At 45.4% G+C, this 19,222-nt stretch carries 17 protein-coding genes and 1 pseudogene; 9 read left to right on the top strand and 9 right to left on the bottom strand.

All coding sequences use genetic code 11. The features are described 5' to 3' along the window. From ACEW8S_RS10820 to ACEW8S_RS10800, 5 genes are all read left to right on the top strand, one after another. Positions 1–1,051, top strand: a 1,051-nt coding sequence (locus ACEW8S_RS10820) for an amidohydrolase/deacetylase family metallohydrolase (protein WP_373518166.1), incomplete at its 5' end; no start/stop codon positions are given. A gap of 184 nt (positions 1,052–1,235) precedes the next feature. Continuing rightward, positions 1,236–1,712 carry a RidA family protein gene (locus ACEW8S_RS10815; protein ID WP_373518165.1) on the top strand — a complete coding sequence of 159 codons (477 nt, stop codon included), beginning with the start codon at positions 1,236–1,238 and terminating at the stop codon, positions 1,710–1,712. A gap of 36 nt (positions 1,713–1,748) precedes the next feature. After that, the gene (locus ACEW8S_RS10810) at positions 1,749–2,855 is read left to right on the top strand and encodes a bile acid:sodium symporter family protein (protein ID WP_373518164.1); all 1,107 of its coding nucleotides are present in this window, start codon (positions 1,749–1,751) and stop codon (positions 2,853–2,855) included. A 78-nt stretch (positions 2,856–2,933) separates the two neighbouring features. Then, the gene (locus ACEW8S_RS10805; RefSeq protein WP_373518163.1) at positions 2,934–4,235 is read left to right on the top strand and encodes a Gfo/Idh/MocA family protein; all 1,302 of its coding nucleotides are present in this window, start codon (positions 2,934–2,936) and stop codon (positions 4,233–4,235) included. A gap of 34 nt (positions 4,236–4,269) precedes the next feature. Then, the gene (locus tag ACEW8S_RS10800; RefSeq protein ID WP_373518162.1) at positions 4,270–5,043 is read left to right on the top strand and encodes a DUF1080 domain-containing protein; all 774 of its coding nucleotides are present in this window, start codon (positions 4,270–4,272) and stop codon (positions 5,041–5,043) included. Between the two features lie 66 nt (positions 5,044–5,109). Here ACEW8S_RS10800 and ACEW8S_RS10795 read toward each other — a convergent pair whose 3' ends face one another. Beyond that, positions 5,110–6,051 carry a carbohydrate kinase gene (locus tag ACEW8S_RS10795; protein WP_373518161.1) on the bottom strand — a complete coding sequence of 314 codons (942 nt, stop codon included), beginning with the start codon at positions 6,049–6,051 and terminating at the stop codon, positions 5,110–5,112. A 163-nt stretch (positions 6,052–6,214) separates the two neighbouring features. On the opposite strand from ACEW8S_RS10795, the gene ACEW8S_RS10790 reads away from it, so the two are divergent. Together ACEW8S_RS10790 and ACEW8S_RS10785 are read left to right on the top strand one after the other, a co-directional pair. Then, positions 6,215–6,955, top strand: coding sequence for a metallophosphoesterase family protein (locus ACEW8S_RS10790; RefSeq protein ID WP_373518160.1), 741 nt, complete (start codon positions 6,215–6,217; stop codon positions 6,953–6,955). Positions 6,956–7,026: 71 nt separating this feature from the next. Then, positions 7,027–8,025: pseudogene (locus ACEW8S_RS10785) on the top strand (acyl-ACP desaturase). On the opposite strand, the gene ACEW8S_RS10780 reads toward ACEW8S_RS10785, so the two are convergent. From ACEW8S_RS10780 to ACEW8S_RS10745, 8 genes are all read right to left on the bottom strand, one after another. Continuing rightward, positions 8,022–8,594 (bottom strand): hypothetical protein, encoded by a 573-nt coding sequence (locus tag ACEW8S_RS10780; RefSeq protein ID WP_373518159.1) that lies wholly within the window; start codon positions 8,592–8,594, stop codon positions 8,022–8,024. The pseudogene ACEW8S_RS10785 and the gene ACEW8S_RS10780 overlap by 4 nt on opposite strands. 469 nt (positions 8,595–9,063) lie before the next feature. Continuing rightward, positions 9,064–10,617 carry an aldehyde dehydrogenase family protein gene (locus tag ACEW8S_RS10775; protein WP_373518158.1) on the bottom strand — a complete coding sequence of 518 codons (1,554 nt, stop codon included), beginning with the start codon at positions 10,615–10,617 and terminating at the stop codon, positions 9,064–9,066. A gap of 136 nt (positions 10,618–10,753) precedes the next feature. After that, entirely contained in the window at positions 10,754–12,379 is a 1,626-nt protein-coding gene (locus ACEW8S_RS10770; RefSeq protein WP_373518157.1) for a histidine kinase dimerization/phosphoacceptor domain -containing protein, read from the bottom strand. Positions 12,380–12,586: 207 nt separating this feature from the next. Beyond that, a complete protein-coding gene (locus tag ACEW8S_RS10765) occupies positions 12,587–14,194 on the bottom strand; it encodes a sensor histidine kinase (RefSeq protein ID WP_373518156.1) in 1,608 nt (535 codons plus the stop codon). Positions 14,195–14,317: 123 nt separating this feature from the next. Then, positions 14,318–14,857, bottom strand: a complete 540-nt coding sequence (locus ACEW8S_RS10760; protein WP_373518155.1) for a 3-hydroxyanthranilate 3,4-dioxygenase — start codon at positions 14,855–14,857, stop codon at positions 14,318–14,320. Positions 14,858–15,117: 260 nt separating this feature from the next. Next, positions 15,118–15,594, bottom strand: coding sequence for a CAP domain-containing protein (locus ACEW8S_RS10755; protein ID WP_373518154.1), 477 nt, complete (start codon positions 15,592–15,594; stop codon positions 15,118–15,120). A gap of 352 nt (positions 15,595–15,946) precedes the next feature. Further along, positions 15,947–17,560 (bottom strand): DUF3843 family protein, encoded by a 1,614-nt coding sequence (locus tag ACEW8S_RS10750; protein WP_373518153.1) that lies wholly within the window; start codon positions 17,558–17,560, stop codon positions 15,947–15,949. 42 nt (positions 17,561–17,602) lie between these two features. Next, on the bottom strand, positions 17,603–18,115 hold the full coding sequence (locus tag ACEW8S_RS10745) for a CvpA family protein (protein ID WP_373518152.1): 513 nt from the start codon (positions 18,113–18,115) through the stop codon (positions 17,603–17,605). A 241-nt stretch (positions 18,116–18,356) separates the two neighbouring features. Between ACEW8S_RS10745 and ACEW8S_RS10740 the strand changes: the two genes are divergently transcribed. Together ACEW8S_RS10740 and ACEW8S_RS10735 are read left to right on the top strand one after the other, a co-directional pair. Then, positions 18,357–18,713 carry a hypothetical protein gene (locus ACEW8S_RS10740; RefSeq protein ID WP_373518151.1) on the top strand — a complete coding sequence of 119 codons (357 nt, stop codon included), beginning with the start codon at positions 18,357–18,359 and terminating at the stop codon, positions 18,711–18,713. 11 nt (positions 18,714–18,724) lie between these two features. Then, a complete protein-coding gene (locus tag ACEW8S_RS10735; RefSeq protein WP_373518150.1) occupies positions 18,725–19,045 on the top strand; it encodes an antibiotic biosynthesis monooxygenase in 321 nt (106 codons plus the stop codon). The last annotated feature ends 177 nt before the right edge of the window (positions 19,046–19,222 follow it).

Below are 19,222 nucleotides of genomic sequence, written 5' to 3'. Positions count from 1 at the left end.
CGTTCAAATGGTCGATGCCAAGGGATTATATGTGACTCCCGGCCTTATCGATATCCACGGCCATGTTTTTGCCGGTACCGAGCCCAGTCATGCTTACAGCAACGGGTTTAATGCACTTGCCCCCGACGGTTTTACCTTTCGGGTCGGGGTAACTACGATAGTGGACTGTGGCGGTTCCGGTTGGAAATCGTTTCCCGCCTTCAAGGAGAATATCATCGACAGGTCCGAGACCCGGGTGCTCGCCTTTCTCAACATAGTAGGTGAAGGAATGCGCGGAGGGACCTATGAGCAGGATACCCATGATATGGATTCAAAATTGAGCGCTAATGTAGCCAAGCAACATCCTCAGGATGTCGTAGGTTTCAAAGTGGCCCATTATAACGGCCCTGAATGGACGCCGGTGGACAGGGCGGTAGCCGCCGGTAATATGGCCGATCTTCCGGTAATCATCGATTTTGGCGGAAGCAATCCCCCGCTGTCCATAGAAGAGCTTTACATGAAACACCTTCGGCCAGGGGATATCTATACACATGCTTTTGGTCAGCTGGACAGTAGGGAGGCGATTGTGGACCTGAAAACGAAAAAAGTAAAACCCTTCGTATTCGAGGCGCAAAAAAGAGGTATTATTTTCGATGTGGGCTATGGAGGCATCAGTTTTGCCTATTCGCAGGCCATTCCCGCACTGAAAGACGGTTTTTATCCCAATACCATCAGCACGGACCTGCATACGGGCAGCATGAACAACGCCATGAAGGACATGCTGAACATCATGTCCAAATTTATGTTGATGGGCATGGATCTCAAAGAGGTCATCGCGGCCAGCACCTGGCATCCCGCAAAAGCCATCAAAAGGGAAAATCTAGGGAATCTTTCGGTAGGTGCCCCTGCCGATGTAACCTTGCTAAAGGTAATGGAAGGCAACTTCGGTTTCTTTGATTACACCGGTTACAAAATGGAGGGGAATAAGAAATTGGAATGTGAACTCACCATACGTGACGGAAGGGTCGTATACGACCTCAACGGGATTGCAGACCCCATTGTGGTAAGATAAAAAGCTGTACTATTCAACGGCTCCAAAAATCCAACCCACAATGTACGTTCTCCAATGGTACAACTAAAACCAGAAAACGGATCGGTCATCATGGCCAAAAGGCAAGAGTTACTTACATTTATAGCTTATACAACAAAATTTTATAATTCGAAAAAGGAAATAGGTAATCAAAACAGCAATAAAAATGGAAAACAAGACAACTAGAAGGGCATCGTTTAGAAAAATGGGAATGGGACTTGCGGCTATTTTCGGAGTAGGTACCGTCAACGCAATGGGCAAAAAACCGGTCAAAGCAAAAAAAGAAGTGGTCGGAGATATCGTTATGGACCAAGAGATACCTTTATTTTCTGGAGGTGTTAAACACGGCAATACTTTATACATCGCCGGAAAAGGGGCCCATGTAGAGCCTTTTGAAATAAAGGCACATACCGAGATTGTACTACAAGAACTTCAAAAAGAGCTTGAAAAACACGGCTCCTCAATGGAAAAGGTATTGAAAGTCAATGTCTATCTGGCCGATTTGGGCGATTATAAGGGAATGAACGAGGTATTCAGAGGCCGTTTTGGTAAAAACCCTCCTGTTAGGACAACGGTTGCGACCTATGGAGGCGTACCGGGAGATTCTTTGGTGGAAATGGACTGTATAGCCTCTTTGGATTAAGAAACAATAACCTCCTTTGATCACTAAATTCACACTATGAAGAAGATCAACCTGTATTCCGTAAGCCTAGGTCTCGCAGCTTTATTGCTACTTGTTATACTGGGTATGGTCCTAACAGGCAATATTGCTAGTGCTGGCCCCTATATATTGGTGTTTTTTGCCGTATTGGCGCTAGGTTTTAGCGGATACAAATCCTTGAACGGCCTGGTATTTACCACCATGATCTTTGCCGGCGTATCGGCAGCCTTGTACTATCCCGAACTTTTCACTTATGTCGGGGATTTTAAGCTGACCATTTTGATCATTCCGCTGATCCAGATTATCATGTTCGGTATGGGCACCCAGATGGGCCTAAAGGATTTCGCCGCGGTCTTCAAGACCCCGAGGGGCGTCGTGATCGGTGTTGCCGCCCAGTTGCTGATCATGCCCCTTGTCGGTTTTGCGTTGGCCAAGATGAGCAATTTTCCGCCCGAGATAGCTGCCGGCATCGTATTGATCGGATGTTCGCCCAGCGGGGTCGCCTCGAACGTAATGGCCTATCTGGCCAACGCGAATTTGGCGCTCTCTATTACCATAACTTCCATTGCCACCCTATTGGCGCCCTTCCTGACCCCACTCTTAATGAAACTATTGGCCGGGGAATTCGTGGAAATCGATGTGTTCGATATGATGTGGAGCATCACTAAGATGATCATTATTCCCATCGGGGCGGGATTGTTGTTCAACCGGCTCTTTAAGACCCAATGGCTCGACAAGGCCATGCCCGTGGTATCTATGTTGGCCATCGGCATCATAATTACCATTATCACGGCCGCCGGGAGGGACAGTCTTCTGGAAATCGGAGGGATTTTGATGCTACTGGTCCTGATACACAATGTATTCGGCTATACCCTTGGGTATTGGTTCGCCCGTCTTTTCAAAATGCCCGAACAAGATGCCCGCACCATCGCCATCGAGGTAGGTATGCAAAACGGCGGACTCGCCTCGGGCATCGCGAATTCCTTAGGGAAGATTGCCACCATGGGCCTTGCACCGGCGGTTTTCGGGCCCTTAATGAACGTTACGGGGTCTATTTTGGCCTCCTATTGGCACAAAAGACCAACTAATACTACGGTAAACCATACATTGGAGCAAAGTTCATAGTTGTAATAGTCCAACATTATTCCTTATTTTGAGTATTCGGCAATACATAAAGTCAGTTTGATTTTAAAAAATACAATCATGAAAAATAGTGAACCACAAAACAACCCCAATCGCAGAACCTTTATAAAAACCACGGGAGCAGCAACGATATACAGCGCGACCACATTGAACATGGGCTTTGCAAACCCACTTTTTTACGGCAGTAAAGACACTTTGAAAGTCGGCTTGGTCGGCTGCGGCGGCAGAGGTACCGGAGCTGCGTCTCAAGCGATTTCCGCGGATCCCGATACGGTCCTGTATGCCATGGCGGACATCTTTGAAGACCGGCTCAACAGTTCGTTGGAGGTGCTTAAAAAAACGCACGGACAAAAGGTGCAAGTGGACAAGGAGCGGCAGTTCCTCGGCTTTGACGCCTTCCAAAAACTGATCGATTCAGGTGTTGATGTGGTCGTGTTAGCCTGTCCCCCTGGGTTTAGGCCCGATCACCTTACGGCGGCCATAGCTGCGGGCAAACACGTTTTCTATGAAAAACCGGTAGCGGTCGATGCGCCGGGAGTTCGTAAAGTGTTGGCAGCTGCCAAAAAGGCCAAGGAAAAAAACCTTTCGATGGTATCCGGATTTTGCTTTCGGTACGATATGCCCAAACAGGTCCTTTACGGAAAGGTTTTGAATGGGGAAATCGGGGAGATCAAAGCGATTTCATCTACCCGAAACGGTGGAGAGCTCTGGCACAAGGAAAGGCAGCCTGATTGGAACGACATGCAATACCACATGCGCAATTGGTATTACTACAACTGGCTTTCAGGAGACTTTCTCGTGGAGATGTTCGTGCATAGTCTCGATATGATGGCTTGGGCCATGGGCGAGAAAATGCCCCTGACCGCCACCGGAACAGGAGGTAGACAGTGGCGCACCGATGAAAAATACGGCAACATTTACGATCATTTCGCCCTGGAGTATGAATACGGTAACGGGGTCAAGGGCTATGCCTTTACCCGCCAGCAGAACGGGGGCTCCTCCAAAAATGGCGTCGAAATAATGGGTACGGACGGCAATGCTATATACGAAGGTACAAGGCATGAAATTACAGGCAAAAACCCGTGGCGGTATCGGGGGGAAGAGAACGATATGTACCAGTCGGAACATGATGCCCTTTTTAAATCCATCCGTGAGGGAAAGGGAATCAACGACGGCGAACTGAGCGCAAACAGTACTTTGTTCGGGGTCATGAGCCGCATGGCGGCCTATAGCGGCCAAACCGTTACTTGGGATGAAGCCATGAAATCGACTAACGTTCTGGGTCCCGATACCTATACTTGGGATCTAGAGTATAAAGGGCCTGAAATAGCAATTCCCGGCGTGACAAAGGTGTTGGGATAAGAGGGTTGCAGATTAAAAGCCTAAAAATTAAAACATGAAAACTCCAATACATTTTACCATCGCACTCCTATCCGTGTTCTTCATTGTCGCAGGCCACAATCTTTGCAACGCTCAACACGAAAATTTCGAGTTCGGGTTCGGTACGTCGACTACCTTGGAAAATACGCTTTCCTGCAATACGGACGAAGATTCCACAATTAAATGGATCAATGTCAACACCGTAAAAAAAGGATGGAAGGTCAACGACGATGGAATCTTAGTTAATTTGGGACTTCCTATAGGTGTCGTCCGGTCGGAGAAACAATATGAAAATTTTATGCTGCACGTAGAGTGGATGCATATGGAGGCGGGTGGAAATTCAGGGGTCTTCGCATGGAGCGGCGCCAATCCACCGGCGGACTCTCCTTTGCCTGACGGGGTGGAAATCCAGATGCTCGAACTCGATTGGGTGAACATCAACGCAAAGGATGGTGTGCAGCAGCCTATAGCCTATGTTCATGGGGAGGTATGGGGCGTGGGCGGCGTTGTGACCGATCCCGATAATCCCAGGGGCGAAAGAAGCAAATCCATCGAAAACCGCGCCAAAGGAAAAGGGATATGGAATACCTACGATGTAGTGGCGGTAGACGGCGTCATCAAACTGTCGGTCAACGGGAAGTTTGTAAACGGTATCTCGAAATCCACACAAAAAAAAGGATATTTCTGCCTTGAATCCGAGGGGGCGGAAATCCATTTTAGGAATTTAAAGATTATCGAGCTGCCTCCGGGCGTAACTTCCGAGGAGCAAACTGCCCCTGAACTGAAGTAATCGGGGAAGTTGGATACCAATTCAATTACCAATTGGAAGTTTCGACAAGTAACCGGCAACACAATCTCAAAAAATATCCCCATGCACAGGTAAGGCCGGTATCGCCCCAAAATTCGTAGTAGTAATAGCCCCTGCCTTGTTCGCTATTCCCACCATTTCGACAAGCCGATCGGAATCGTCCAAAATTTGATGCGTATCGTTCAATTGGGAAATCTGATACAGCAAGCATCCAATAAAGGCATCGCCGGCACCGGTGGTATCGACAGGGTCTACCTTGATGCTAGCGACCGTCTCTTTGAGGGTTGGGGTACTGATCAATGTACCTTCCTTCCCAAGGGTTATGGTTATGATCTGCGTACCGATTTCGTGGAGAACGGCGCAAGCTTTTTCCAGCTTTTTTTCACCTGAAAGTAGCTGGGCTTCCTCTAAACTGAATTTGCACAAATGTGCCTTTTCAATGAAATGCATGCATTTTTTGACAAAGGTTTTTTCTTCATCCTTCCAGAGGTCCCCCCGAAAGTTGGGATCAAAGCTGATAAAGGACTTTTGGGTCAGGGCGTCAAATAAATAACGGCTATAGGCTTCTTCAAGCCCTCCGCCCAATAAAGCCGTCGCGGCACCAAAATGTACCATGTTCCCCTTAAAACCTTTTTTGACCGTTGCATCGTATTTCAGTTTTTTATCGGCACCGCGGCTAAATACGAAATCCCGCTCGCCATCCCCGGCAATGGAGACATAGGCCAAAGTGGTGAAGGTTTTCGAGCGCTGGGCCAATGAGGTGTCCACATTGTTTTTTTCCAAAACATCCAATAAAAAAGTACCAAAGGGATCGCTTCCGACGCAGCCTACAAATTTACTTTTACCGCCGAGTTTGGCAATGGCGCAGGCTACATTCGCCGGAGCACCCCCCGGTTTTTTCGTGAATACATCCGCTTTTGAAAGGTCGTTGCCCTGATTTTCGGCAACGAAATCTATGAGCAGTTCGCCGATACAGTAGATAGTCTTCATTTTTTTAGTTTTCAATATCCCCCCAAAGTAATCACAAAAAAACAGTGATGCCAACGATTTCAATCATTTTGTAGCATTTTCAAATGGATTGTTGGTTATTATATCCTTAAGAAAATCTACTTTGAACATCCAATAATCCTGTAATCCTGTTTATTTTTGCGGCATGAGAGAAAAAAGGACCCTAGTTATCGGGGACATCCATTCAGGGCTAAAGGCTTTGAAACAGGTTTTGGATCGGGCAGAGGTTTCTTCGGATGACCGATTGATATTTTTGGGCGATTATGTAGATGGATGGAGCGATGCCGTTGCAACGGTGGACTTTTTAATAGCCTTGCAAAAAACACACCACTGTATTTTAATCCGTGGAAACCACGACGAACTTTGCCTAGAATGGCTCCGCAGCGGAAAGGATAATCCGCTTTGGTTACAGCATGGTGGAGGTGCTACTTTGGCTTCCTATAACAAGGTGGATACAAAGACAAAAGAAGAACATATCCTCTTTTATGAAAATCTGCAAAATACGTATCTCGATGCGGAGAACCGGCTCTTTTTACATGCCGGTTTCACCAACTTGAAAGGCATTGATTGTGAATATTTTCCGGAAACCTTCTATTGGGACCGTACCCTTTGGGAACTGGCGCTATCCCTAAATCCCGACTTACAGAAAGGAGATTCCATTTATCCCAAAAGATTATCACACTACGATGCGATTTTTATCGGCCATACGCCGCTTTCAAAAACCGGTATTGCCGAACCGAAACATGCCGCTAACGTGTGGAACATCGACACCGGGGCAGCGTTCAAAGGGGCGTTGTCATTGCTAGATGTAGACTCCAAAAAGGTATGGCAGAGCGATCCGGTGCATACGCTATATCCGAACGAGCAAGGAAGAAATTTGAAATAGCAATTATTTTTGTAAGATTTCAGTATATTAATGCCGAAATTTGTACAATTAGGTAATTTAATTTGATTATCATGGCTGAAAAGAATATACGATTAGAGGTGATGCAGGCAATAGAGCCGCAGGTAGAGGGTTTCATGGATTCTTTTCTGATTCCCATCGAGGACATTTGGCAGCCTTCCGATTTTTTGCCCGATTCTGAAAATGATAATTTTTTGGAGTCCGTTCGCGAACTGCGGGGAGAATCGAAAGAACTTGGTTATGATTTTTGGGTGACCATGGTCGCCGATACCATTACCGAAGAGGCGTTGCCGACTTACGAATCATGGTTGATGGACGTTGAAGGTATCGACCAGCATGGCGACAACAAAACGAACGGTTGGGCGAAATGGGTACGCGCTTGGACCGGCGAGGAAAACCGGCACGGCGACGTGCTCAACAAGTATCTCTACCTCTCCGGAAGGGTCGATATGCGCGAAATAGAGATTACGACGCAACATTTGATAGCCGACGGATTCGATATCGGCACCGATCGAGACCCCTATAAAAATTTTGTGTATACCACATTTCAGGAACTGGCAACCAACATTTCCCACAAACGTGTAGGTCAAATGGCCAAGAAAAAAGGAAACGTACTTTTGGGAAAGATGTGTACCATCATCGCCGGCGATGAAATGCGGCACCATTTGGCGTACCGGGAATTCGTAAAGACCATTTTGGGCGAAGACCCATCGGGCATGGTACTTGCCTTTGCCGATATGATGAAAAAGAAAATCGTTATGCCCGCCCATTTTCTTAGGGAATCGGGCGGCACCATAGGTGCGGCTTTTGAAAATTTTTCGAACTGTGCCCAACGTCTCGGGGTCTATACCGCCCAAGATTATGTGGATATCCTAAGAAAACTAAATAGTTATTGGGAAATCGATAAGGTCAGAAGCCTTACCGACGAAGCCGAAAAAGCCCGCGATTAACTCGTAAAATTACCTGACCGATTGGAACGTATCTCGGAGCGCATGAAATTTCCCGAAGACCAATATCGGTTTAAATGGGTGGAGGCGAATGGGATGGTTTAAAGTTTCCCATGAAGATGCTCATCCTGCCATTTGAACAGTTCCTTCCACTTGCCTTCGTAGCACATTTTGGCCTGCATGGGCCATGATGCAGGGTCGTGCACTTTGTAGCGCTCCCCACCGCCGTTCAAGATTTCTTGGCAGCCGGCAACCGAGGTTTCCGATAGCGCTTTCCAGGTTTTGATACCTGCGTTATGGAACATTTCGGAGATTTTTGGGCCTATGCCTTCAATAATTTTCAAGTCATCCTTTTCAATGGCTTTTCCAAAGGCAGTCTTCGCGGAGACACCGTCGAAAGCAACCTCTGTTGCCGCTGCGGCCGCACCAGCGGAAGTAGCGCCTAGCGAAGAAGATATAATTCCACCACCGCTGGTTTTAGCGATGAGCTTTTTGTTGCAGGCATCCAAGTCCGAACGTAATCCGGAATTCTTGTCGCGCAATGAATTCAGTTCCGCGGAATTGTCCATGCCCTTACCACTTCCCTTTCCGATTACATAGCCCAATATGCCGCAAATAACTCCTATGAGAAGGGGTATTAGCCAGCTCCAAATATTCATATTTTCAAAATCCATAGTATTCTTCTTTACGGTTATGGATAACAATGTATTAAAAAAATCGCAGCGAATGTTAAAATAACGATTTTAAAAGTCAATATCGTAAAGCATACAAGATCTATTCCCCAACTATACATAAAAAATGACCATCCACACATAAGGATTGGATGATCTGAAATTATCAATTTATATTTACATCGAGTTTAAAGCCAATGAATCATGAAAACGGAAATCATCAAAATAATATAGGAAGGCATTTTATCCTTACTTGTAAAATAGTTGTTTGAGTTAGTTAGTTTAGTGTTCAATACCCGCTGTATTTTTTGCTTGGCCATTCGGGGGAAGGGCAAGTAGAAAGAAGACAGCGGGTTTTTTTATCACACAAATCAAACTGTATGCCTCGCGCGCCTGCAACCAATGAGTGACCACTTGCAACCGATGAGGGAGGTACGACCGAAAGGATTGCACCACGGAGAGGATTGCATTTTTACAGTTCGAAAGTTATTCCTTGGGCTAGAGGCAGTTGATCTGTATAATTAATCGTATTCGTCTGCCGCCGCATATATACTTTCCAGGCATCCGAACCGCTTTCACGGCCGCCGCCCGTCTCTTTTTCGCCCCCGAAGGCCCCGCCTATCTCGGCACCCGATGTTCCGATATTGACATTGGCAATACCACAGTCGCTTCCTTCTACGGACAGGAAATGTTCCGCTTCCTGAAGGTTGTTCGTCATGATTGCTGAAGACAACCCTTGAACCACACCATTCTGTATGTCAATGGCATTTTCGACATCCCCGGAATATTTCAAGAGGTAGAGTACCGGGGCAAAGGTCTCGTGCTGCACAATTTCGAAGCCGGGCTTGGCCTCGGCAATGGCGGGTTTTACATAGCAGCCGCTTTCGTAGCCTTCGCCATCGAGCACACCACCTTCTACGATGAGTTGCCCACCCTCATCGACCACTTTTTTCAAAGCTGTAGTATACATGGCCACGGCATCGACATCGATCAATGGACCTACATGGTTGTTCTCGTCCAACGGGTTGCCGATACGCAATTGTTGGTAGGCCTCTACTACGGCATTCTTCACTTTATCATAGATGGACTCGTGAATAATCAGCCTCCTTGTCGACGTACACCTTTGTCCCGCAGTACCTACGGCACCGAATACCGCACCGATGACCGTCATTTTTACATCGGCATCCGGTGTAACGATAATGGCGTTGTTGCCGCCGAGTTCCAATAATGATTTTCCCAAACGTGCGGCCACCGCCTGTGCCACGATTTTACCCATACGAATAGAACCGGTGGCCGAGACCAAGGGAATTCGGGAATCGTTGGTCATCATCTCCCCTACTTTATAATCCCCATTGATCAAACAGGATATGCCTTCGGGAAGTCCGTTGGCCTTGAACACCTGCGCGGCGATATTTTGACAGGCCACTCCGCATAAAGGCGTTTTTTCTGAAGGTTTCCAGATACAGACATCGCCACAGACCCAAGCCAAGGCCGTATTCCATGCCCAAACGGCCACTGGAAAGTTAAAGGCTGAAATAATGCCGACTGCACCCAGAGGATGATATTGTTCATACATGCGGTGTCCCGGGCGTTCGGAGTGCATTGTAAGCCCGTGTAATTGTCTTGACAAACCGACCGCAAAATCGCAGATATCGATCATTTCCTGAACCTCTCCCAAGCCTTCCTGATAGCTTTTTCCCATTTCATAGCTAACCAGCTTCCCCAAGGGTTCTTTCAGTTCCCGGAGTTTGTTGCCGACTTGACGGACGATTTCGCCGCGCTGCGGTGCGGGCATGGTCCGCCAGGTTTTAAAGGCAAAATTGGCAGTTGCCATCACCTTGTCGTAATCTTCCTTTGTGGACGTTTTTACTTTTGCAATCAACGCACCGTCTACGGGAGAATGCGATGCCAAGATTTCCCCTGAACTAAAATTAGTGGACCCTGTGGAGGTTCCTTCGTTGAGTTCATTGATTCCTAATGCTTTTAGAGCCTCGTATATACCGAATTCCTTAGCGATTTTTGTCATTTTATAACTTTTTAGTGCTGTATTGTTATAATCGCTAACAAAGATAGTTTTTCTAAGGGATTGCCTAAAAATGTAGGGTCGAAATTTTAAAATAACATTTTGGCGAACTCATCGTAGCTATAATTCAAATTGGGTGTTATACCGAACTGAGAAGTGGTAGCGAACCTCCTTTATGGCCAAAAATGAAAGTGAACGAAGAACCTGAATTGTTGGAAGCAACGGAGAAATGTCCCCCGATCTGCCGACATAACTTATATACAATATCAAAACCGAGACCATTTTTCTGTTCCGTCTCCGATGCTTCAGGAATGCCTGGGCCATTGTCCGATATCGTTATATCTATTTTTCCATCGACCAAAAGCTTTGCGCATAACTTCAACCTGTTTTCCGCACGGGTTTCGGAGAAGGCATGCTTGAACGCATTGGTGACTATCTCGGAGGTGATCAATGCAACGGGGACCGCGGTATCAAGATCTATCAAAATTTGTGGACATTCAATCTCGTACAGTACCGATGGCATAATTTTCTTGTGGTAACGAAGTAGATCTTTAAGGTAGCCTTTTAGATCCACCGCTTTCGAATCATGATCTTGATAAATTTTTTCATGGATAAGAGCAATGGCACGAATGCGGGCCTGGCTGCTTTCCAAAATTTCGACCATGGTCATATCTGTTAATTTTCGTTTTTGCAAATTGATCAAGCTAGAGGTAATCTGCAAATTGTTCTTGACCCTGTGATGGATCTCGCGCAATAGGTTTTCTTTCATTTGGTTCGAATCTTCCAATTCTCGGGTGCGCAGGCGAACGGCTTCGATCAGATCTTTTCCATATTTGTCCCTCCGCCTGATTACGGCGACCAAAAGCAGCGTAGACGATAGCCCTAAGAGCAGCGTGAAATAAGCTTCAAGGGCGTGAGGGTACGCGACAAGATTTGGTTTGGGCAACATGTTAATCTGCCATATTCTGTCGGAAACGATAAAATTAAGTTCCTCAAGATCACTATTTTCGGTAGCTTTTCGAACTTCCTCATTTTTGTACAACGGCTGTTGCGGGTATTGGGTATCGAATATTTCGAGATCTAAGATGGGAAGCTCATAGGCAAGGGTCTTAGTAATAAAAGTAACCATTGAAAATTGGCCAAAGACCAGCCCCCTGGAATTCTGAAAACTTGAATCTTGAACCGATAGCATAGTTACGAAACCGTTCGTGTCATTAGGCGGCAAAGAAAAGCGCGTAGGGCCCGAATAGGAAATCTTATTGATTCTCATGGCGTTATCCACTACATGCCGCAGCTCGTTCAGGTATAGGTTCTGGCCTAAAATATGCTTGCGGTTTCGGGTGGGGTTGATCAACTTGATCTTGAAATCGTTGGTGATAGCATCATCGGCCGATATACTGGAGATCGGTGAAGCCAGCAATTTTTCTCCGTTTTCGTAAGGGTCGAGAATTGTTTGCCTCTTACGGGTAGCCCATCCCAAATAGGTGACTCCGTTCAGATCTTCAACAAAGGGCGTAGTGAATTCTACGAAAAGGTTCGGGTTTATCTGATCGGTATTTTCAAAGAAAACGCCCATGGCTTCCATGGCAACGTTAATTTTGTCAAGTTCGTTCCTGAGTTTGATCTGCACTTTAGAGGTTGCGGTGTCCACCATAGATCTGTTCCGTAAAACATACTTCTCGTTTATCGAATAAAAAAGATAGCACGAAAAGAGAATACCGGGTACGAGAACAAGCAGGTATTTATTGATCTGAGGGTTTTTCATGCTTCAAATACGATTTTTAGAATTGGATATAAAGGGAATAGTTTGCCGCGCTTTGCCCATTCAAAAACATAACTCGGAAACCACTTTAGACATGTTTCGCGCCCGTCACTTAAATGAATGAAAAAATAATGATAACGAACGAAAATATGTTCCGATTATTGTATCACACTTCCATAAAATGGATGTGAAATTACGAAATCCGAGAATTTATACCTTATTCCCGAAAATAATATTGAATTGTGTTCCCATCCCGTTGGATTCATAGGTGAGTTTGGCCGAAATTTGCCTGCACAGCGCCCTGATAATCTCAAAACCGACACCCTCGGCGTTTTTGATATCGAAATCGTCGGGCAGGCCTTGACCGTTGTCAAGCATCGTTAACGATACCTCTTCGGAATTCAATCTTTCGACATTGACAAGCAGTTCGTTGTATTTCGTAGTATCGGGATAGGCATGTTTCACCGCATTGGTGGCCAGTTCGGAGATTATAAGCGCCAGGGGAACGGCCCTGTCCAGGTCTATGGATATGTCGGGACAACTGATCTTATAACTGAACGATGAAGAGATTTTCTTTTCGTGTTCCATCAGGTCGTTTAGGTACTCGCAAAGGTTTACCGCCTTCGAATCCTTATCCTGATAAATTTTCTGGTGTGTCAGCGCAATGGCCAAAATCCGGGCCTGACTGTCCTCAATGGCGGTAATGGCCTCTGGATTGGTCAGTTTGCGTTTCTGCATGTTCATCAGGCTCGAGGTTATCTGTAGATTGTTCTTGACCCTGTGGTGTATTTCGCGCAAGAGGTTTTCCTTCAGTTCGTTCGAAGCTTCCAGTTCTGCCGTTCGCAAACGTACCCTGGCTTCTAACCTTTCATTGTACCCGTCCCTCTTTTTTACCGTATGGGTCAATAAGAGCGTGGATATCAGCCCCAGTACAAGAACCACATACGATTCGAATACGTGGGGAAAGGAAAGATACATGGGTTTCGGTATAAAATGGATGTCCCATACCCGATCTGCCGCCTTTAAACGCCTGTTTATGGAGTTCTCAACAAAATACTTGGGTTCTCCGTTCCCGAAACTGGAATATAACAATTCGGTGTCGGAAGTTTCGTCATGTATGCAAATGTCGAGAACGTTCAGTTCGGAGGCGAGGGTGTTACCTATGAGGGCGTCCATACGATAAACCCCGGCCACAACCCCCTTGGTTTGGTTCGACGCGGAATCGAATACCGATTTTACCGCCATAATACCGGGTATGCCATTGTTGTTTAATACGAGGTTCATCGGTCCGGTCAAGGCGATTCCTTTGGTCTTGATAGCCCTATCGATGGCCGATTTTCTGGTATCATCGGAATAGAGGTCGTAGCCCACGGCCTTTTGCAAAGATTTTATGGGATTCAACATCCGTATGGGATAATGAAGCCCTTTTGAGGTGGAAACAATCAGATTATCGGTAGAATCGGTCTTAGTAATCAAAGTAAACCTTTCAAAATCCGCTTCCGAGGATTCTTCGATACGAGGCGCCCATTCCAAAGCGCCGATTCCGTTCAATTCCTTTAAAAAAGGATTGGTAAAGCTTTCGAAAAGTTCTTGGGATATATTCGGTTCGTTTTCAAAAAAGAAGGCCATCGTTTCGATGACCAGGTTTATTTTGTTCAGTTCATCACTTAGTTTCAACTCTGCCTTGGCGACGGTATTATCGACCGTTGCCTTGTTCCTCTCTTGATAGGTTTTATTGATGGAATAGAAAATGAATACCGTGATGGCAATGCCAATAATTTTGACCGTCGCATATTTGAATATTTGGGACTTCGTCATAAGTCCTGCAAGTTAGGCAATTGCCTTATACAACAGGGACAGATTAATGGCTTTAAAAAAGAGGGTTTTTCTTAATAAAATTTTAGGATTTGATTCTAGGGTACCGAAATCAAGATTGCTTCGCTAACGGTCAGCAACGAAACGCTCATCGACGGGCATCACAGTGCCACAATTGTCACAGGTACGCAATTCTTTCGAGCCATAGAAATGTTTGAAGTGCCCTAAAAAGTCCTTTTCGATGTCATTTAGTGTAAAATAGGCTTCATAGAGTTTGCTATTACAATTGTCGCAGAACCAAAGCAGGCCGTCGTCGACGTTCATATCAGCTCGTTTGCGTTCGATGACCAGGCCGATACTACCTTCATGACGAACTGGTGAATGGGGCACCTTGGCCGGGTGCAGGTACATATCGCCCGGGCCGAGATCAAAGGTCTTTTTTCGCCCATCTTCCTGAATATGAACTTCGATCGTGCCTTCCAATTGATAGAAAAGCTCTTCGGTCTCGTTGTAGTGATAGTCTTTTCGGGCATTGGGCCCGGCTACTACCATCACGATATAATCGCCGGCATCTTTGTATAGGTTTTTATTGCCTACGGGCGGTTTTAACGTATCGCGGTTTTCGGCGATCCATTTTGTGAGGTTGAAGGGGGGCGTTATCGGCATGGTGGAAAAAGTTTATGAGTTTATAGGTTTAGTAGTTTATCAGGTGCACTGAAAAATGCCAAACCATAAACAGTTCTTCCAAATGTATAAAAATTTAATCCTGCCATTTGGTAATTCGGGGATTTTGAGAAATTTATTTCTTTCTTTCCCAAGGCAAAATTACCACGCATAGTTGTAACTACGGTTGCTAATTTTAACGAAGGGAAAGGTAAAAAGCAAAGACACAAAAACCCAAATTACCAAATGGCAGGAGTATGTCCCTACCGATAAAAAATTTGCGTAAAGTAAAGTGTGCCGTCCGCATCTTTCTTGACACTTACGGCGGTATGGGTGAAATCGTCTTCAATGGTCCGTTTATGCTTGGCGCTGTTCAACCATCCTTCAAAAGCTCCCGTGGCTGTGGCATAGTCTTTTGCAACATTTTCCGCTACGAATACCGCATTTACCTCAGTAGAAATATCGGAGGCCCTGACGGTAAAGTTGTCGTGATTGATAGCTTCCTTGGCAATCATGTAATCGGTATGGGCATTAGCGTGCCGATAGGCAACCGAGTTGAACTGCAGCCCGTTCCTTCCCAACGAAATCCGATGGTCGTTGACCGCGTTCAATAATTCCTGTTCTACTTCCGTTACGTTCTGGCTCTCGACGATATTCAACGGTTCATCGGACTCTTTTGTGCAAGAGTCCAAAATACACACGAATACGGCGAGGGCAACTAAGTGCATCCTCATTTTCATACAAAGTTCTATTTGCAAGTAGGCGTGTTCCGGGAAAGTAGGTGCGAGGAATGGGGTTCTCGTGTTCTCGATGTCGATGCGGGGAAACATCCATAAGGCTAATATTGAAAAAATTTCGCGGACTATCCTTTTATATTGTTTTTTTTCGTTGAAATACCTATTTCTTGGATTTTCGGATTAAACCATTCAGATAATAATCCGCTATCATTTTTCGTTTTAATAGCAGATTATAGTCCTGACGACAGCGTTGAGTAAGGCGATAATAAGCTCTTGACCTCTCTTGTTAGAGGTCAATGGCCGATTTTTCTGTCAGCTTTCCCATTTACCCAAAGCACAAATGCCATTTACAAAGCTATTCCTCCAGTCCTGTTAAAGTAATCTGGGGTTCGGTGTGGTAGGTGTGCCTTTTCCAAAAGCGCAATAAAAAGTCGATATCCTTCAATAGCTTTCGGTTCATCGGATTCTCGAAAAAAAGCAGTTTATCCTTAAAATTATAGAGGCAATATTCGGCGAGTTCTTTCGAGATTTCTTCGGATGTCAAGATATAATAAACATCTTCGTCACTTTCTTCGGGATTGAAGTATGGGTTGTTCGTTGCTGGAAATGCACTGCTGCAATTGAAGGCCATTTCGATACCGCTTTTAGGGTTGAAAAAAACGATCGCGACTTCAAACTCTTCAGAAAAATCGAAATCAAGTTTGGTCTGGCCTTTCAAAAAGCCTTCCTTTTTGCTTCTCATGTGGGCATTCTCAATTTCTTGGTCGGTCAGGTTAAGGCTTTCGATGTAGAAGTTGTTATATCCCGTAATAAAATTTTCCATTTGATCGGTTTTCATAAACGCGATGGGCGAGGCGTTGTTGAAACCGAGAAATGCCCTTTCCTGTTTTTTTAGGATGTCGGCCGTTTCCTTGCGTTCAAAATCCAAAAAAGCCACCTGCCGCCGGGATGGTACGGAGTTTTTCTCGTTCAATATCAGATGGGCATTAAAATCTTGAATATAATGAACGCCGGAGAACCACCATTCGTCTTTCCAACGTACGATACCCATAAATAGAATGGTGTCGATTTCTTTCAAGGCCGTATAATGGTCGAAAGACGCTTTGGTTAGCGCAAATTTCTTTCCGGACGCTACGTGTTCCAGATGTATCGTTTTTTCGTTTTGACCTTTGTACAAAAAGAAACCGCTAATGCGTTGGGAAATGCAACGGATATCGGAATTTAAGGGATGTTCCCCGCCTGCAAGACCCGCAAGCCACTCCGTAGCGCTCAGCGCCAATAAACGGGTACGGGTCTTGAAATAAAAGGCATCCCTGTTCTCTTGAAGATAGGGCAGTAGGTTGCTATTTTTCTTGTGCTTTTCAAAAATTTCCTCTTCTTCGGCAATCATGTCGAGTGCGGTGTCGGGATAGAACAAGTAGGTGCCCAGCAAAACCGTTTCAACGATACTGCGGATCTTGTAGTAATCAGTCTCCCTTTCATCGATTTTATAATAGGGATACAAAGCCTCGTTTTCGGGGGCATATTCGTATTCCCTGTCGAAGATGTCCATCACCTTTTTGGCAAAAACAGGAAAGACCTTGTGGTGGGGTAGTGCGAAATCACGCTGTTGCACGGTGTTGAGAAAATACCATGACAAAAATGTGACATCTGCCTTATTGATCTCGTCTTCAAAATATGTTCTCGTATTGTAAAAGGGTAGCGGTTTGTCATATAGCGCTTTATGCGCTTTTCTGAGGGTATTGAAAATGTCCGTACCTGAAATGACATCCTCAAAATAGGAAACCAGAAAACAACAGAGCATATTTATCTCGGTTTCATCCAAATAAAGTCGGAACGCCAAAAAATCCATATTCTTAATAATGGACTTTATATCATTGGCCATTTTAAGATAGTAGGTATCGGTAGGTTTATGCGATTCATAAGGCTTGAGTTCTAGCCAATCTTTTATGAAAATTTTTTTCTTCATTTTCTTCTGAAAGGGTACGCAGGTTTTTCTAATAGGTGACTGTTAAATCCTAATACTCTTCTTCTCCATAATAGGTTCCTTTAAAACATGGTCGAAAACCAACGCCCCAATTTCCTTAATAGGCTCATAAAGCACGGATTGCTCCATGTTTTCATCCTTCACCAATCCGGCCGAAGTGTTGACCCTGTCGAAGAACACCAAGAGTGCCCCAAGTATTACGGCTACCTTGACGACCCCGAAGATGCCACCGGCCAATCGGTTCAGCCATCCGAGCATGGCGAAACTGGCGATTTTGGTCAGTAGTTTGGCCAGAACACTAACGATAATAACAATCAGTATAAAAGTAATGACGAAAGCGGTCAGGTTGATGTAACGCTCTTCCCAATCCATATTTTGGGAGAGATAATCCCCGGCGTAATAGGAAAAACGGATGGCACCGTAGATTCCGGCAATCAAGGCCACAATCGAGGCGAGTTCGATGATAAGTCCGTTTTTAAGGCCTTTCCATAGGCCCCAAACGAGCAATACTCCCAAAATGATATCCAAGAAGCTCATCGGCGATGTGTTTGAACAAAAGTAGCATTTTGATTTGTACCTTTGATGCTTTTAGGGCAAGGCTTCATTTTTCGGATAGGCGGGCGCGATCGAATGTCAGGTCAAGACCTTCTACAAAACTTTGAAAAACGGAGGTACTGGGATATTTATCCAGTTTTCAATAAATTATGTCAATGATAGCACCTTGACCAGGCTCAATACAGGGGCAGTTGAGATTGGATTCAAAAGGAACGTTAGTAACATGGCAAGAGACGAACAACTAAAAAAACACTGGGAAGAATTGGTAGAAAAGCTTTCCGCCCAATTTGCCGACGGCGATCCTTTAGAACTGGACGCCATTATCTACTTGGTCGGTGTTCAAGAACTCGGCCAACACCATAGAACATTCAAAAAAGACCACAAGCTCGACCTGATGCATATCGCCATCTGCCGCCTGTTGGAGCCCTACGGCTACTACGAATTCGAGTTTTTTGATGAAGATGGATGGCCACATTACACGACCAAGGAAGAATTGCCGGCCTTAAAGGCAGGGGAACAGTCGGTATTGATGAAGGAGGCAATCGTAGGGTATTTTTTGGAAAGGGAGTATATACATTGATTTTCAAGATAATGACCGCTAAATTACCATACTACGCCGTAATCTTCACCTCTACCCGCGCCGAGGGCGACAACGGCTATGCGGGAATGGCGCTGCAAATGGAAGAACTGGCCCAAGAACAACCGGGTTATATGGGCATCGAAAGCGCACGGGGCGATATCGGCATCACTGTCAGCTATTGGGAAAGTTTGGAAGCTATTTCCAATTGGAAAGCCAATGCGGACCATCTTGTTGCCCAAAGAAAAGGGAAGATCGAATGGTATACTTGGTACAAGGTTCGAGTCTGTTTGGTGGAGCGGGAGTATGATTTTGGCAATAAAAATGTCTTCTAAAGCCGATGGCTTCTATTTGTCCCTAAGGGGGAAACTGTATTTCCCTAATCAAAAATTCCGAGGGCAAGACGAATCAAGTAGTGCTTAAACTGGCCCATACCCAACCGGGGACCGAGGTCTATTGGTATCTCGACAAGACATTTCTTCGGCAGACCCAGAATTTTCATGAAATCGGGA

It is taken from the genome of Pricia sp. (genome assembly GCF_041745955.1).
Classification (GTDB): Bacteria; Bacteroidota; Bacteroidia; order Flavobacteriales; family Flavobacteriaceae; genus Pricia.
This window is presented reverse-complemented; position numbering and strand designations above follow the sequence as displayed.

Coding starts and splice junctions, on each gene's coding strand:
- ACEW8S_RS10815 (WP_373518165.1), top strand. CDS start 1,236: ATGGAAAACAAGACAACTAGAAGGGCATCGTTTAGAAAAATGGGAATG.
- ACEW8S_RS10810 (WP_373518164.1), top strand. CDS start 1,749: ATGAAGAAGATCAACCTGTATTCCGTAAGCCTAGGTCTCGCAGCTTTA.
- ACEW8S_RS10805 (WP_373518163.1), top strand. CDS start 2,934: ATGAAAAATAGTGAACCACAAAACAACCCCAATCGCAGAACCTTTATA.
- ACEW8S_RS10800 (WP_373518162.1), top strand. CDS start 4,270: ATGAAAACTCCAATACATTTTACCATCGCACTCCTATCCGTGTTCTTC.
- ACEW8S_RS10795 (WP_373518161.1), bottom strand. CDS start 6,051: ATGAAGACTATCTACTGTATCGGCGAACTGCTCATAGATTTCGTTGCC.
- ACEW8S_RS10790 (WP_373518160.1), top strand. CDS start 6,215: ATGAGAGAAAAAAGGACCCTAGTTATCGGGGACATCCATTCAGGGCTA.
- ACEW8S_RS10780 (WP_373518159.1), bottom strand. CDS start 8,594: ATGGATTTTGAAAATATGAATATTTGGAGCTGGCTAATACCCCTTCTC.
- ACEW8S_RS10775 (WP_373518158.1), bottom strand. CDS start 10,617: ATGACAAAAATCGCTAAGGAATTCGGTATATACGAGGCTCTAAAAGCA.
- ACEW8S_RS10770 (WP_373518157.1), bottom strand. CDS start 12,379: ATGAAAAACCCTCAGATCAATAAATACCTGCTTGTTCTCGTACCCGGT.
- ACEW8S_RS10765 (WP_373518156.1), bottom strand. CDS start 14,194: ATGACGAAGTCCCAAATATTCAAATATGCGACGGTCAAAATTATTGGC.
- ACEW8S_RS10760 (WP_373518155.1), bottom strand. CDS start 14,857: ATGCCGATAACGCCCCCCTTCAACCTCACAAAATGGATCGCCGAAAAC.
- ACEW8S_RS10755 (WP_373518154.1), bottom strand. CDS start 15,594: ATGAAAATGAGGATGCACTTAGTTGCCCTCGCCGTATTCGTGTGTATT.
- ACEW8S_RS10750 (WP_373518153.1), bottom strand. CDS start 17,560: ATGAAGAAAAAAATTTTCATAAAAGATTGGCTAGAACTCAAGCCTTAT.
- ACEW8S_RS10745 (WP_373518152.1), bottom strand. CDS start 18,115: ATGAGCTTCTTGGATATCATTTTGGGAGTATTGCTCGTTTGGGGCCTA.
- ACEW8S_RS10740 (WP_373518151.1), top strand. CDS start 18,357: ATGGCAAGAGACGAACAACTAAAAAAACACTGGGAAGAATTGGTAGAA.
- ACEW8S_RS10735 (WP_373518150.1), top strand. CDS start 18,725: ATGACCGCTAAATTACCATACTACGCCGTAATCTTCACCTCTACCCGC.